13 protein-coding genes are annotated in these 13,410 nt (G+C 67.4%); 4 read left to right on the top strand and 9 right to left on the bottom strand.

The features are described 5' to 3' along the window. Window positions 1–103 precede the first annotated feature (103 nt). From ACSFBM_RS19910 to ACSFBM_RS19900, 3 genes are all read left to right on the top strand, one after another. Entirely contained in the window at window positions 104–616 is a 513-nt protein-coding gene (locus ACSFBM_RS19910) for a sigma-70 family RNA polymerase sigma factor (RefSeq protein ID WP_435485915.1), read from the top strand. Beyond that, window positions 609–1,622 carry a FecR family protein gene (locus ACSFBM_RS19905; protein ID WP_435485914.1) on the top strand — a complete coding sequence of 338 codons (1,014 nt, stop codon included), beginning with the start codon at window positions 609–611 and terminating at the stop codon, window positions 1,620–1,622. The genes ACSFBM_RS19910 and ACSFBM_RS19905 overlap by 8 nt, the downstream gene beginning before the upstream one ends. 91 nt (window positions 1,623–1,713) lie before the next feature. Further along, complete coding sequence (locus ACSFBM_RS19900; protein WP_435485913.1) at window positions 1,714–4,263, top strand: TonB-dependent siderophore receptor; 2,550 nt, start codon at window positions 1,714–1,716, stop codon at window positions 4,261–4,263. Between the two features lie 416 nt (window positions 4,264–4,679). Here ACSFBM_RS19900 and ACSFBM_RS19895 read toward each other — a convergent pair whose 3' ends face one another. The 6 genes from ACSFBM_RS19895 to ACSFBM_RS19870 form a co-directional block, all read right to left on the bottom strand. Then, window positions 4,680–4,952, bottom strand: a complete 273-nt coding sequence (locus tag ACSFBM_RS19895) for a ribbon-helix-helix domain-containing protein (protein ID WP_435485912.1) — start codon at window positions 4,950–4,952, stop codon at window positions 4,680–4,682. Between the two features lie 112 nt (window positions 4,953–5,064). Beyond that, the gene (locus ACSFBM_RS19890; RefSeq protein ID WP_435485911.1) at window positions 5,065–6,090 is read right to left on the bottom strand and encodes a TRAP transporter substrate-binding protein; all 1,026 of its coding nucleotides are present in this window, start codon (window positions 6,088–6,090) and stop codon (window positions 5,065–5,067) included. 24 nt (window positions 6,091–6,114) lie between these two features. Beyond that, window positions 6,115–7,395: a TRAP transporter large permease gene (locus ACSFBM_RS19885; protein WP_435485910.1), complete on the bottom strand. Its 1,281-nt coding sequence runs from the start codon at window positions 7,393–7,395 to the stop codon at window positions 6,115–6,117. After that, on the bottom strand, window positions 7,392–7,955 hold the full coding sequence (locus ACSFBM_RS19880) for a TRAP transporter small permease (protein WP_435485909.1): 564 nt from the start codon (window positions 7,953–7,955) through the stop codon (window positions 7,392–7,394). Before ACSFBM_RS19880 ends, ACSFBM_RS19885 begins: the two co-directional genes overlap by 4 nt. A gap of 14 nt (window positions 7,956–7,969) precedes the next feature. Beyond that, a complete protein-coding gene (locus ACSFBM_RS19875) occupies window positions 7,970–8,416 on the bottom strand; it encodes a type II 3-dehydroquinate dehydratase (protein ID WP_435440483.1) in 447 nt (148 codons plus the stop codon). Between the two features lie 33 nt (window positions 8,417–8,449). Further along, window positions 8,450–9,457 (bottom strand): TRAP transporter substrate-binding protein, encoded by a 1,008-nt coding sequence (locus ACSFBM_RS19870; RefSeq protein WP_435485908.1) that lies wholly within the window; start codon window positions 9,455–9,457, stop codon window positions 8,450–8,452. 159 nt (window positions 9,458–9,616) lie between these two features. Here ACSFBM_RS19870 and ACSFBM_RS19865 point away from each other — a divergent pair, with 159 nt between their 5' ends. Continuing rightward, complete coding sequence (locus ACSFBM_RS19865; protein WP_435485907.1) at window positions 9,617–10,399, top strand: IclR family transcriptional regulator; 783 nt, start codon at window positions 9,617–9,619, stop codon at window positions 10,397–10,399. 7 nt (window positions 10,400–10,406) lie between these two features. Here ACSFBM_RS19865 and ACSFBM_RS19860 read toward each other — a convergent pair whose 3' ends face one another. Genes ACSFBM_RS19860 through ACSFBM_RS19850 form a run of 3 tightly spaced genes read right to left on the bottom strand, consistent with a single transcriptional unit; the run spans window position 10,407 to window position 13,337 of the window. Beyond that, window positions 10,407–11,312, bottom strand: a complete 906-nt coding sequence (locus tag ACSFBM_RS19860; protein ID WP_435485906.1) for an SMP-30/gluconolactonase/LRE family protein — start codon at window positions 11,310–11,312, stop codon at window positions 10,407–10,409. After that, window positions 11,302–12,627, bottom strand: coding sequence for an MFS transporter (locus ACSFBM_RS19855; protein ID WP_435485905.1), 1,326 nt, complete (start codon window positions 12,625–12,627; stop codon window positions 11,302–11,304). The genes ACSFBM_RS19860 and ACSFBM_RS19855 overlap by 11 nt, the downstream gene beginning before the upstream one ends. After that, window positions 12,624–13,337 carry a TetR/AcrR family transcriptional regulator gene (locus tag ACSFBM_RS19850; RefSeq protein ID WP_435485904.1) on the bottom strand — a complete coding sequence of 238 codons (714 nt, stop codon included), beginning with the start codon at window positions 13,335–13,337 and terminating at the stop codon, window positions 12,624–12,626. Before ACSFBM_RS19850 ends, ACSFBM_RS19855 begins: the two co-directional genes overlap by 4 nt. Window positions 13,338–13,410 lie beyond the last annotated feature (73 nt).

Below are 13,410 nucleotides of genomic sequence, written 5' to 3'. Positions count from 1 at the left end.
ATTGTGCGGTCGTATCTGCGTTTTCCCGGGGCATCGCAGGCGCCGGCCGCCCCGCAGCGCCGGGTAGAATGAGAGTAATTCTCATTAGCCAACTTTTCGTTCCATGTCCTCCCCCGCTGCGGCAGCCCCGATCGACGCGCTCTACCGCGATCACCGCGACTGGCTGCAGGCCTGGTTGCGCCGGCGCCTGGGCGATGGCCACACGGCCGCGGACCTGACGCAGGACACCTTCGTGCGCGTCATCATGGGCGGCCAGACACAGGCGATCCGCGAGCCGCGCGCCTACCTGACCACGCTGGCGCAGCGCGTGCTCTACAACTTCTGGCGCCGTCGCGAACTGGAGCGCGCGTGGCTCGATGCGCTCGCCGCACAACCCGAAACGCTGGCGCCTTCGCCCGAGACCTATGCCCTGGTGCGCGAAGCCATCGAAACGCTGGACCGGTGGCTCGACGGCCTGCAGCCCAAGGTACGCGAGGCCTTCCTTCTGCGCCGGCTCGAAGGCCTGGCCTACGGCGACATCGCGGCGCGCATGGGCGTGTCGGTCACCTCGGTGGAGCGCTACGTGAAGCAGGCCATCGTGCACCTGTACACCTGCCCCGCACAACCCGATGCCTGAGGTGCCGGGGCACGCCACCGCCCCGCTGCTCGACGCCGCGACCGAACAGGCGATCGACTGGCTGGTGCGGCTCGACTCGGGCCACGACAACGACAGCGACCGCCAGGCCTTCTCGGCATGGCTCTCAGCCGCGCCTGCGCATGCCGCAGCGTGGGCCACGCTGCAACAGCGGCTGAGCCAGCGGATCGCTCCGGCGTTGACCCAGTTGCAGACGGGCGGCCACGCGCCGGCCGGCGTGCGCGCCCTGAGCACGCCGCCCGACCACCGGGCGCGCCGCCGCGCGTTGCTGGGCAGTGCCACGGTGGCGCTGTTGGGCGCCGCGGGCGGCGGCGGTGCGCTGTGGGCCGACCGGCGCGCGCCGCTGATGGCGTGGTCGGCCGACCTGCACACCGGCACCGCCGAGCGCCGGCGCTTCGTGCTCGACGACGGCAGCGACCTGCTGCTCAACGCACGCTCGGCGGCCGACCTGCACTTCAGCGCGACGCAACGCCTCGTGCGGCTGCGCGCGGGCGCGCTCATCGTCAAGGTCGCGGCCGACGCGCAGCGGCCCTTCGTCGTGCAAAGCGCGCAGGGCAGCGTGCGTGCGCTGGGCACGCGCTTCATGGTGCGCCAGCATGACGCTCGCACGCTGGTCTCGGTGCTGGAACACAGCGTGCGCCTGACGCCGCTGCACGAAGATGCCCGCATCGACTTGCACGAAGGCAGCAGCGCCTGGCTGCAGGCCGACCGCGTCGAGCCCGTGTCCGCCGCGCGCATCGATCCGAGCGCCTGGTCCACCGGCGTGCTCGAAGTGCACGACCAGCCGCTGTCGGACGTGCTCGAGGCCCTGCGCCCCTACACGCCCGCCGTGCTGCGCGCGAGCCCCGCGGCCGAGCGCGTCGGCGTCTACGGTGTCTACCCGCTGGACCGGCCGATGGAGGTGCTGCAGGCCCTGGTGGACACGCTGCCGCTGCGCGTGCGCCGCTGGGGGGACTGGGTGATCTACGTGGACGTGCGCAGCGCCTGAAACACGCATCGGCTGACGGGTTTGCGAACCCTTGCGGGACATACAGGGTTGAACGCTCCGATCAACCAGACCCGATTCGAGGATGTCCGACGTGACACTGCCCCTTCTTCCGCCCGCCCGCCTGCCGGCCGCCACACGCATGCCGGCGCGCAAGGCCACGCTGGCGCTGGCCGCCCTGCTTGCATGCGCCACCGCGCCGCTGGCACAGACCCTTCCCGCCTCCCCGGCCGTGGCCGACGGCGCGATGACGTGGAGCCTGCCGGCCGATGAACTGGGCCTCGTGCTTGCGCGCATTGCCCGCCAGGGCGGTCGCACCATCAGCGCGGCGCCCGCCCTCGTGGCCGGTCGCCGCGCCCACGCCGTGCAGGGCCGCTTCACCGTGGCGCAAGCCGCGCAGCAAGCGCTTGCGGGCAGCGGGCTGGCATTGGCGCAGACACCCGGCGGCACGCTGACGGTCGTCGCCATCGACAGCAGAGCCACGTCGGCCGCACCGGCATCAACGGCATCAACGGCAGCCGAAGCGGGGGCTACGCTGGCCGAAGTGCGCGTCACGGCGCTGGCCGACCGCACAGGCACCACCGAAGGCACGGGCAGCTACGCCGCGCGCGGCCCCAGCGTCGCGGCCACCGGGCTGAACCTGAGCCTGAAGGACACGCCGCAGTCGATCAGCGTGATGACGCAGCAGCGCATGGAGGACGAGAACCTCACCAGCGTCAACCAGGTGCTGGCGCGCACGCCAGGCATCTCGACCTCGGTGCTCGGCACTGAACGCTCCGCCGCCAGCGCGCGCGGCTATGCCATCACCAACTACCAGCTCGACGGTGTCAGCACCCACAGCGAGTTCCTGGGCCTGGACGCGCTGCCCACGCAGAGCATTGCCGACATGGCGCTGTACGACCGCGTCGAGGTGCTGCGCGGCGCCTCGGGCCTGACCACGGGCGCGGGCGATCCGTCGGGGGTAATCAACCTGGTGCGCAAGAAGCCCACGGCCGCCTTCCAGGGTTCGGTCGAAGCCAGCGTCGGCTCGTGGGGCGACCGGCGCGCCGTGCTCGACCTGTCGACGCCGCTCAATGCATCGGGCAGCGTGCGCGGCCGGATGGTGGCGCTGCACCAGCAGGGCGACAGCTACATCGACTACTACAGCAAAAAGAAGGACGTGTTCTACGGCGTCATCGAGGCGGACCTGAGCGCCTCGCTCAAGCTCACGGCGGGCATCGATCATCAGGAGAACCGCTCGCGCGGCTCACTCTCGTACCTGGGCTTTCCGCTGTTCAACAGCAGCGGCGAACAGACCGACTTTCCCGTGTCCTTCAGCGGCGCCAGCCGCAACAACCGCTTCGACACCAATTCCACCAGCAGCTTCCTCGCGCTGGAGCAGTCGCTCGCCAACGACTGGAAGCTCAAGGTCTCGGCCAACTCCCTGCGCTCCAAGCAGCGGGAAGATTCCGTCTACCTGGCGGTCAACAGCAGCCTGTTCGACAAGTTCACCGGCGACGGCCTCCGCCTGAACGGCGAGCGCCGCGACTACGACCTGCGCACCAAGACCATCGACGTGAAGCTGGGCGGCCCGTTCAGCCTGTTCGGGCGCCAGCACGAGGCCGTGATCGGCTTGGACTACACCGACTTCCGCAGCCTGACCAACGGCAGCTTCGACATCTCGGGAATCGACGGCGCACCCGTCAACGTCTACCGCTGGGACAACAGCGGCAGCCCCGTGTTCGGCGAGCGCTTCGTCACCTTCGACAGCACGCGCCGCCAGAAGAGCATCTACGGTGCGGGCCGCTTCCAGCTGAGCGACCAGCTCAAGCTCATCGTGGGCGGCAAGGTGATGAACTACGACAGCAACTACATCACCAAGACCACGGCCGGCTACGACGCGAGCTCGCCGTCTTCCGAGCGGCGCGTGTTCACGCCCTACGCCGGGCTGGTGTACGACCTGAACCCCCACCACACGCTGTACGCGAGCTTCGCGACCATCTACAACCCGCAGACCTCGCTGGACCGCCGCGGCGTCATGCTCGACCCGCAGGAGGGCAACACCTACGAGGCCGGCATCAAGAGCAGCTTCCTGGACGGCCGCCTGACCAGCAGCGCCGCCGTCTACCTGATCCGGCAGGACAACCTGGCCGAGGCGGACGAGGGGCAGTTCGTTCCCGGCACCACCAACACCGCATCGCGCGCGGTGAAGGGTGCGAAGACGCAAGGCCTTGACCTGGAGCTCAACGGTGCGCTCACGCGCGACTGGAACCTGACGGCCTCGTACAACTACAGCGGCTCCAAGGACGCGACCGGCCGACGCATCAACACCACCTTCCCGCGCCAGATGGCGCGGCTGTGGACGACCTACCGGTTACCCGGCGAATGGCGCCGGCTCACACTGGGCGGCGGCGTGGAGTGGAACGGCGGCATAAGCTACACGGGCGAGGCCTGGCAGATTGCGCGCACCGTCACCGCACGCCAGGGCGCCTATGCAGTGGCCAGCCTGATGGCGCGCTACGACGTCAACGACAAGCTGTCGGTCACGCTCAATGTGCAGAACCTGTTCGACCGCAAGTACATCGCATCGATGTCGGGCTGGTGGTACTCGGGGACGTACGGAGCGCCGCGCAGTGCGCAGGTGATTGCGCGGTACAGGTTCTGAGCTGGGAGGCGGGGCGCGTTGCAACGACGCGCCGAGCGCTTGATGTGCGTGAGTCGCAGCGCAGGGATGCTCGCAGCGCCTTACCGGATCAATGGGTCCAAGTCCGGGTCCTGCATCCACGCAGCGACGTCGCGCTGGCTGTACAGAACACGCCAGACGTCGATGCGGTCGGCTGCTCGACGTAGAACACAAGAAAGGGAAAGCGCGTCAAAGGCCATGAGCGAAGCCCTGGCAAGCCGAGGTCGTGGGCGTAGCGTGTAGCGCCAGCGCCTGGATGCCGGTCGATGTGGGTGTAGGCCCGTTTTGGTTCGTCGATCAGACCGATAGCGGCACGTTCTGCGTGTTCGCCAACGTAATGATCAATGGCCCTTCGACGTCCTGATTCGCCCGCTGCCGCGGGACGACCGGCTTCGCCTTCATGCACGCGTGCGCGGCTTGTTCGCCTTGGTCGGTGGCTTGGATTTGGCGCTGGCCCTGTCGCGCAACGACTGGAAGTAGGCGGGGTCCGCTGCGGCCGCCGGCATCGAGGTGGCCCCCTGCAAGAGCAGGCCGCGCAATTGCAGGCGGTCCTGGTCCTTGCGAATCAGCTCTCGCACATATTCGCTGCTGGTGCCGTAACCGCGTTGTGCCACCTGTTCGTTCACGAAGGACTTCATGGCATCTGGCAGGGAAACGTTCATGGTGCTCATGGACGGCAGGTTACGTGGTTTGGCAATAATTGGCGAGCAGGGAGCATCGACGTGCTGCGGCTACGCGCCACGCACGATCGATTCCGCGCCCAAGGTGCGGCCTCCTGCCGCCCTACTTGCGCGCCTTGTCGATCTCCGCCATCAGTTCCTTCACCGTCGCCTCGCCCACCGAGGCCGCGTACTTGTCGATCACCGGCTTGACCTTGGTGCGCAGCTTGGCCATTTCTTCCGGCGGCAGCTCCGACACGGTCATGCCCGCCTTCTTCAGCGCGTCGAGCGCGCTGTCGGCCGCACCGCGCGACGCCTCACGCTGGAACGCGGTCGACTCGTTCGAAGCCTCGGTGATGATCTTCTTCTCGTCCGCGCTCATGCCGTCCCAGGTCTTCTTGCTGATGAGCAGCGCCTGCGGGTTGTAGATGTGGCGCGTCTGGGTGATGTACTTCTGCACCTCGGCGAACTTGGACGACAGGATGGTGGTGTTGGGGTTCTCCTGCCCGTCGACCGCCTTCTGGTCGAGCGCCGGGTACAGCTCGGGGAACGGCAGCGGCGTGGCGTTGGCACCCAGCGCGCCGAACAGGTCGATGTAGATGGGCGACTGGATGACGCGGATCTTCAGCCCCGCGATGTCGTCCGCCTTCACGATGGGCCGCTTGCTGTTGGTGAGGTTGCGAAAGCCCAGGTCCCAGTAGCCCAGGCCGTGCAGGCCCTTGTCTTCGAGCTTGGCCATCAGCTTCTGGCCGAAGGGACCGTCGGTGACGGCATCGGCTTCCTTGCCGCTGTTGAACAGGAACGGAAAGTCGTAGGCCGCGAACTCCTTCACCTGCGCCGAGAGAATGCCGGCGTTCAGCACCGTGAGCTCGACCGTGCCGCCCTGCAATGCGGACACCGTCTGCAGGTCCCCGCCGAGCGCGCCGCCCGCGAACAGCTTGACGGTCATCTTGCCGCCGGACTTGGCAGCCACCAGGTCGGCGAACTTCTGCGCGCCCTGGGCCTGCGGATGGCCGGTCTGGTTCTGGAACGCGAACTTGAGCGTGCGCTCCTTCACCTGCGCACCGGCGCCGGACATGGCCACCGTGGCAAGCGCGGCGATGGCCGCCACGAACACTCTCTTGGTCGAAACCCTGGTCGAACTCTTCATGCGGAAGTCTCCTTGTGCGTTTTTCTAACCGTGAAACAACTTGGCCGGCCCCGTCACCAGCCATGGGAACAACACCATCAGGAACATGACGGCGAACTCCGCGATCATGAAAGGCACGACGCCGCGCGTGACGTCGTCCATCGATATCTTTCCGACGCCGGCCACCACGTTGAGCACCGTGCCCACCGGCGGCGTGACCAGCCCGATCGAGTTGTTGATGATGAACAGCACGCCGAAGTACACGGGGTCGATGCCCGCTGCCTTCACGATGGGCATGAGCACCGGCGTGAGGATCAGGATGGTCGGCGTCATGTCCATCGCGGTGCCCACCACCATCACGAGCACCATGATCGCGATCATCAGCAGGATCTGGTTGCCCATGAAGGGCTGCAGCAGGTCGACCACCTTGGCCGGCAGGTCGGCCACCGTGATGAGCCAGGCGCTCACCATGGCCGCGGCAATCAGGAACATCACGATGGCGCTGGTCTTGGCCGCGCTCACGAAAATGCCGTACAGGTCGCGCCAGGTGATCTCGCGGTAGATGACGGTCGACACGAACAGCGCATACACCGCGGCCACCACGGCGGCCTCGGTCGGCGTGAACACGCCCATGCGCAGGCCCACCAGAATGATGACCGGCAGCATCAGCGCCCACAGCGCCTTGCGGAACGCGCTGATGACCTCGGCGGCGGGCTTGCGCGGCGGCGGCACGATTTTTTCGCGCCGCACCAGCCAGGCCCAGGTGACCCACAGCGCGCCGCCGATGAGCAGCCCCGGCACGATGGCCGCCAGGAACAGCTTGGAGATCGACACGTTGGCCGCCACGCCGAAGATCACCAGCCCGATGCTCGGCGGAATGACCGGGCCGATGACGCCCGTGGCCGCAATGAGCCCGGCCGCGCGCGGCTTGTCGTGGCCGGCCTTCACCATCATCGGCAGCAGCAGCGCGGTGAGCGCGGCCGCGTCGGCCACGGCCGAACCCGAGAGCGCCGAGAGCAGGCAGCCGGCCATGATGGTCACGTAGCCGAGCCCGCCCTTCACGTGGCCGACCAGCGCCAGTGCGAAGTCGACGATGCGCTTGGAGAGCCCGCCGACGTTCATGATCTCGCCGGCCAGCATGAAGAACGGCACGGCCAGCAGCGGAAAACTGTCGGCCCCGCCGATCACGTTCTGCGCGAGGATCTGCGCGTCGAACAGGTCGAGGTGCCACATCAGCGCGACACCGCTGGCCAGCAGCGAGAACGCGATGGGAATGCCCATCGCCATGGCCAGCAGCAGCGAACCCACGAAGACGGCGATGGTCATTTGCCTGCTCCCCGTGCGTCGCCCGGCGCGCCCAGAATCTGCTGCAGTTGCACGGCCTCTTCGGACTCCTGCACCATCACGAGGTCGCTGTCGGCGATGCGCCCGGTCAGCAGGCGCAGCAGGTCGAGCGCGAGGATGAACGCGGCCAGCACCGAGAACACCACGCCCGACAGGTACACCACCGCCATCGACGCGCCGGTGACCGGGGCGGTGACGTCCCAGTTGATGCGCGTCTGCGCCATGCTGCCCTGGAACAGCAGCCACACGATGTACAGCATGACCACGTGCCCCACGGCCAGGCAAATTTTCTTGCCGATGGGCGGCAGCTTCTGCACCACCATGTCCACGCCCAGGTGGCCGTGCTCCTTCAGCGCGACGACCGCACCCAGGAAGGTCATCCAGATGAAGAGCCAGCGCGACACTTCCTCCGACAGCGTGATGCCCGAGTTGAAGCCGTAGCGCAGCACCACGTTGCCGAAGACCAGCACGACCATGACCGCGAGCGCGGCCGCGATCAGGGCTTCGATGGCGCCGCAGCACCTGTCGATCCATTGGTTCATGGCGTGGTCTCTGTTCAGGCCGCGGCGGCTTGCCGCTGCATCTCGACCAGCGCGCGCAGCGCGGCCAGGTACGACTGCGGGCCCAGGCCCTGGACGGTGCCCTTCACCGCCGGCGAGATGATCGAGTGCGCGCGCCACGCCTCGCGCGCGGCGATGTTGGACATGTGCACCTCGATGCTCGGGAACGGCATGGCCTTGATCGCGTCGTGCAGCGGCACCCCGTGCTGCGTGAGGCCGGCGGGGTTGACCAGCGCGCCCTGCGCGTCGTCGATGTTGGCGTGCAGAAAGTCGATCAGGTCGCCTTCGTGGTTGGACTGGAGGATGTCCAGCGTCACGCCGAGTTCGTCCGCGAGCCGGCCCAGCTGCGCGTTGATTTCCGCGAGCGTGGTCTTGCCGTAGATGTGGGGTTCGCGGCGGCCGAACAGGTTGAGGTTGGGGCCGTGCAGGACGAGGATTTTCATGGCGCAGTCGTGTGGCGATTGGGGGTGAAGGTCTTACTTGCGGATGCGCGCGAGTTCGTCGTTGTAGAGCTTGACGATGGCGGGGTCGTAGCTCGCGGCGAAGCGCTCGGTCACGGGCTTGGCGATCTGGCGCATGCGCGCCTGCTCGGACGGCGCGAGTTCGTTGAACTGCGCGCCCTTGGCCTGCAGCTCGCCCACGGCCTTCTGCGCGGCGGCGCGGCTCACCTGGCGCTGGTAGCCGCGTGCTTCGTCGGCGGCCTCGCGCATCATCTTCTGCTCGGTGGGTGTGAGCGAGTCCCAGAACTTCTTGCTGACCAGCACGATGTTGGCCGCGTACACGTGGTTCGTCGCGCTCACGAACTTCTGCACTTCGTAGAACTTGTTCGACAGGATCACTGCATAGGGGTTCTCCTGGCCGTCGACCGCCTTGGCCTCGAGCGCACCGTACAGCTCGGCGAAGGGCATCGGCACCGGGTTGGACTTGAAGGCCTTGAAGGTTTCCAGGAACACCGGATTCGGAATGACGCGGATCTTCAGGCCCTCGAGGTCTTCGGGCTTCGTGATGGGGCGCTTGCTGTTGGTGACGTTGCGAAAGCCCAGGTCCCAGTAGCCCAGTGCGACCAGGCCTTTCTCGGGCAGCTTCGCAATGAGCTGCTGGCCGAGCGGCCCGTCGAGCAGCGCATCGGCCTGCGCGAAGTTGCCGACCGCGAACGGAAAGTCGACCAGGCCGAACTCCTTCACGATGCCCGCCAGCGAGGTGGTGGCCGGTGCCGACATCTGCTGCACGCCGCCCTGCAGCGCCGACTGCTGCTGCATCTCGTTGCCCAGCTGCGAGGCGGGGAACTCCTGCACCTTCATCTTGCCGCCGCTCTTGGCTGCGAGCAGCTCGGCGAAGCGCTTCACGCCGAAGCTCACCGGGTGGTCGGCGTTGTTGAGGTGGCCGAAGCGGATGACGCGCTCCTGCACAACCTGCGCGAAGGCGGAACCGGCCAGGGCCAGGGCAAGGCCGGCCGCGGCCAGTGAACGATGAAGCGTGCTCAAGATGATCTCCTGCTGTGTTGTGGGTGCTCGTCGGGGCGATCCGTCGCCGCCTCCTGCCACCGGGCGGCGCGATCTTATGTTGGAAGTGGAAAGTATTTCCACTAGTGAAAACACTTGGCAAAAACGCTAGAGTGGTGCCTGCCCCACCTTCCGAACGTCATGACCGCCATACTCGAACGCAGCTTCAAGGTCCTTGAACACCTGGCCGGCCATCCCGAAGGCCGCGCGCTGTCGGCCCTCTCGGGCGAGCTGGAAATGCCGCTGAGCGCCACCCACCGCCTGCTGACCGAACTGATCCGCTGCGGCTATGTGCGCCAGGACCAGAGCCACGGCGACTACATGCTCACGATCAAGCTGGTGTCGCTGGGCCTGAGCTTCCTGAGCAACAGCGGCATCGTCGACGTGGCGCAGCCGCTGCTCGACCGGCTCGCGGCCGAATCGGGCGAGCTGGTGCGGCTCGCCGTGGTCGACGGCGACGAACTCACCTTCGTCGCCAAGGCACAAGGCGCCACCCGCGGCCTGCGCTACGACCCCGACATGGGCCTGTCGGTGAACCTTTCATGCAGTTCGGCCGGCCACGCGTGGCTCTCCACCATGACGGACGAACAGGCGCTGCAGCTGGTCGCCCGGCAGGGCTTCGGCAAGCCCGAAGACTACGGACCGAAGGCGCCGACCACCGTGAAGGCCTTGCTGAGCTACCTGCGCGCGGCGCGCAAGCGCGGCTTCGCGACGATCAACGAGGTGTTCGCACCGGCGATGACGGCCATGGCCGCGCCGGTGCGCAACGGCAACGGCGCGGTGATCGGCGTCATCACCATCGCCGGGCCGCTGGTGCGCCTGACGGAAGAACGCATGCTCGAGCTCGGGCCCACGCTGCTGCTGTCGGCCGAGGACGTGGCGCAGGCCAGCGGCGCCTCGGCGATGTTCAAGCGCAGGGCCTGAGCAGCGGTCAAGCGCCGAACATCGGTTCGGCCAGCCCGGGCACGTCGACCTCGACCGCGAGCAGCGCGCCGGCCAGCGTTTCTTGCGCCAGCACCTCGGGCGCGATCATCTTGGTGGCCGTGGTGATGTAGAGCGTCTTCAGCGCGGGCCCGCCAAGGCACACGCAGGTGGGGTGCGTCACGGGCAGTTCGATCACACGGTCGACCTCGCCTGTTGGTGCGTAGCGCACCACGCGATGACCGGCGAACACCGCGTTCCACACGAAGCCTTCGCTGTCGACGCAGGCGCCGTCCGGGCGGCCCCGGCTGTCGGTGTAGTCCACGAACACGCGGCGGTTCGAGAGCGTTCCCTGCGCCGGATCAAGGTCGAAGGCCCAGAGCTTGAAGCGCCGCGTGTCCGACATGTAGAGCGTGCGGCCGTCCGGCGAGGTCGCGACCGAGTTGGTCACGATGATGTCGTCGAACTGCCGGTGCACCTGGCCGTCGGGGTCGACGCGGTAGAAGCTGCCCAGCGGCTTCTCGATGGCCGCGTCCATGGTGCCAATCCACAGGCGGCCATGGTTGTCGCAGCGCCCGTCGTTCAATCGCGTGCCGCGTGCGAAAGGCTCGACCTCGGCGATGCGCTCCAGGGCGCGCGTTGCCGGATCGAAGCGGTGCAACGTGTTGTCCAGCGCGACGACGAAGCCGCCTCGGCGGTGCAGCGCGAGGCTGCCGAGGAAGGTGCTGTCCGGAAACGGGAACACCTGGTGCTCGCCGGTGCGCTCGTCGAAGGATTGCAGCTTCGGCCGTTCGATGTCGATCCACCAGATGCGCCCGGTGCGCGGGCACCACAGCGGCGTTTCGCCGAGCTGGTCGCGGGTGTTGACGACGCAGCGCACGGCGTTGCCCATGGCTCGCGCGCCTTCAGACGGCATCGGGCAACTCGATGCGGCGGATATCGCCGAGCAGGAAGATGTACGACAGCGCGCCCAGCAGAGCCAGCACGGCCATGAAGGCCAGCGCCCAGACGAACGAGCCGGTGCTGCCGACGATGAAGCCGATGACCAGTGGCGTGGTGATGCCCGACAGGTTGGTCATGAAGTTGTAGATGCCGCCCGTCAGGCCCATGAGCTTGGTGGGCGCGATGTCGGCAATGACCACCCAGCCCAGGCCCACCATGCCCTGGCCGAAGAAGGCGAGCGACAGGATGGCGATGACCACCGCGTCGGTCTGGACGTAGTTGGCCGCGACGATGGTCGATGCCAGCAGCAGGCCGGCCACGATCGGCAACTTGCGCGCCAGGTTGGCCGAGCCGGTGCGGGTGAGCAGGCGGTCCGACAGCCAGCCGCCGAACATCACGCCCACGCCGGCCGCGATGAAGGGCAGCACGGCAAAGAAGCCAACCTTGACCCAGCCCATGTGCCGCTCGGTCGCCAGGTAGGTCGGGAACCAGGTGACGAAGAACACGAGCGTGGCGTTGCCCGCGAACTGGCCGATGCTGGCGCCCCAGATCTGGCGGTACGACAGCAGCAGGCGCACGTTCTTCCACGAGAAGGGCACGGGCTGTTCGCGCCGGTCGGCCAGGCCGCCGCCGGCGGCGATGTGGTCGAGCTCGGCCTGGTTCGCCCACCGGCTTTCGCCGGGCTCGCGGTAGCAGACCCACCAGACGACGCCGAAGGCGATGCCCGCCAGGCCCACCATGACGAAGAGCGTCTTCCAGCCGTGCATGCCCATGACGTAGAAGAGCAGCGGGCTGAAGAACGCCAGTCCGACGTACTCGCCCACCGTGTACACGCTGGTCGCACGGGCCCTTTCCTTCTGCGGGAACCAGGTGCTCACGATGCGGCTGTTGGCCGGGAAGCACGGCGCCTCCGAAATGCCCAGGCCCAGGCGCATCGCGATCAGGCTGTACAGGCCGGTGGCAAAGCCCTGCAGCAGCGTGAACAGCGACCAGAAGGTCAGCGACAGGAAGTAGGTGAGCTTGTTGCCGAAGCGGTCGAGGAAGATGCCGCCCGGGATCTGTGCCGCGGCATAGGTCCATGCGAAGGCCGAGAAGACCAGGCCCATCATCGCGGGCGAGAGCCCCAGGTCCTTCGACAGCGAGGGGGCGGCAATGCCGAGCACCGTGCGGTCGAGGTAATTGATCATGGTGCCGGTCGCCAGCAGCGCAAGGATGCCGAAGCGCGCGCGCGTGGGGGTTGCCGAGGCGTTGCGCTGCGGGGCGCTGTCCGTGTAGGCCGAAGTGTTCATGGCGTTGTCTTGCTGTTGGAATGGTTTTTGTCGCTGGCCACGAAGCGCAGGATGCACTCGACGGTGTTGTGGCGCAGCCGCGCGATGCTCTCGGGCGTGTCGAGTTCGCTGCCGAACAGCGTGGAGAAGGTGGCGCGGTTGGAGACGTTGTAGAAGCTCATTGCGCTGATCTGCCAATGAATGTCCACCGGCTGCAGGCCGCCGCCGAACACCCCCGCCTCGACGCCGCGCAGGTAGATGCGCGCCACCCGCTCGACCGCCGCGGCGCTGAGGTCGTGGATGGTCTGCGACTGCTTGAGGAAGCGCGCGTTGTGGATGTTCTCGATCATCACCAGCCGCACGAAGTCGCGGTTCTGGAAGTGGTGGTCGAATCGGAACTCCACCATGCGTCGCAGCGCCTCCACCGGCTCGAGCGTGTCGAACCGAAGGCCGCTCTCGACGCTGCGCACACGGCGGTACACGTGTTCGAGCACCGCGAGGTACAGGCCCTCCTTGTCGCCGAAGTAGTAGTAGATGAGGCGCTTGCTGCAGTCGGTCTTGCTGGCGATCTCGTCCACGCGCGCGCCGGCCAGGCCGTGCTCGGAGAACTCGGCGGTCGCGACCTCGATGATGTTCTGCCGGTTGGCTTCGGGGTTGACGACGCGGGCCGGGGCCTTGCGCGGCGTGTCGGCAACGGGCGCCGTCGGGTCGGTGTCGGTGGCTTCTGTCATGCGATGTACTGGTTGGTACAACATTGTACGAACCAGTACATCGACATCGATTCCGGGTAATCACCGAGACCGG

This window comes from Variovorax pasteuri (genome assembly GCF_051216435.1).
Lineage (GTDB): Bacteria > Pseudomonadota > Gammaproteobacteria > Burkholderiales > Burkholderiaceae_C > Variovorax.
The sequence above is the reverse complement of the archived record's forward strand: the minus strand, read 5'-3'. Positions and strand labels throughout refer to the sequence as shown.

Bases quoted from the DNA above. Each gene is read 5' to 3' on its own strand.
- ACSFBM_RS19865 (WP_435485907.1), top strand. From the start codon at position 9,617: ATGACCGCCATACTCGAACGCAGCTTCAAGGTCCTTGAACACCTGGCC.
- ACSFBM_RS19885 (WP_435485910.1), bottom strand. From the start codon at position 7,395: ATGACCATCGCCGTCTTCGTGGGTTCGCTGCTGCTGGCCATGGCGATG.
- ACSFBM_RS19880 (WP_435485909.1), bottom strand. From the start codon at position 7,955: ATGAACCAATGGATCGACAGGTGCTGCGGCGCCATCGAAGCCCTGATC.
- ACSFBM_RS19855 (WP_435485905.1), bottom strand. From the start codon at position 12,627: ATGAACACTTCGGCCTACACGGACAGCGCCCCGCAGCGCAACGCCTCG.
- ACSFBM_RS19890 (WP_435485911.1), bottom strand. From the start codon at position 6,090: ATGAAGAGTTCGACCAGGGTTTCGACCAAGAGAGTGTTCGTGGCGGCC.
- ACSFBM_RS19910 (WP_435485915.1), top strand. From the start codon at position 104: ATGTCCTCCCCCGCTGCGGCAGCCCCGATCGACGCGCTCTACCGCGAT.
- ACSFBM_RS19875 (WP_435440483.1), bottom strand. From the start codon at position 8,416: ATGAAAATCCTCGTCCTGCACGGCCCCAACCTCAACCTGTTCGGCCGC.
- ACSFBM_RS19905 (WP_435485914.1), top strand. From the start codon at position 609: ATGCCTGAGGTGCCGGGGCACGCCACCGCCCCGCTGCTCGACGCCGCG.
- ACSFBM_RS19860 (WP_435485906.1), bottom strand. From the start codon at position 11,312: ATGCCGTCTGAAGGCGCGCGAGCCATGGGCAACGCCGTGCGCTGCGTC.
- ACSFBM_RS19895 (WP_435485912.1), bottom strand. From the start codon at position 4,952: ATGAGCACCATGAACGTTTCCCTGCCAGATGCCATGAAGTCCTTCGTG.
- ACSFBM_RS19850 (WP_435485904.1), bottom strand. From the start codon at position 13,337: ATGACAGAAGCCACCGACACCGACCCGACGGCGCCCGTTGCCGACACG.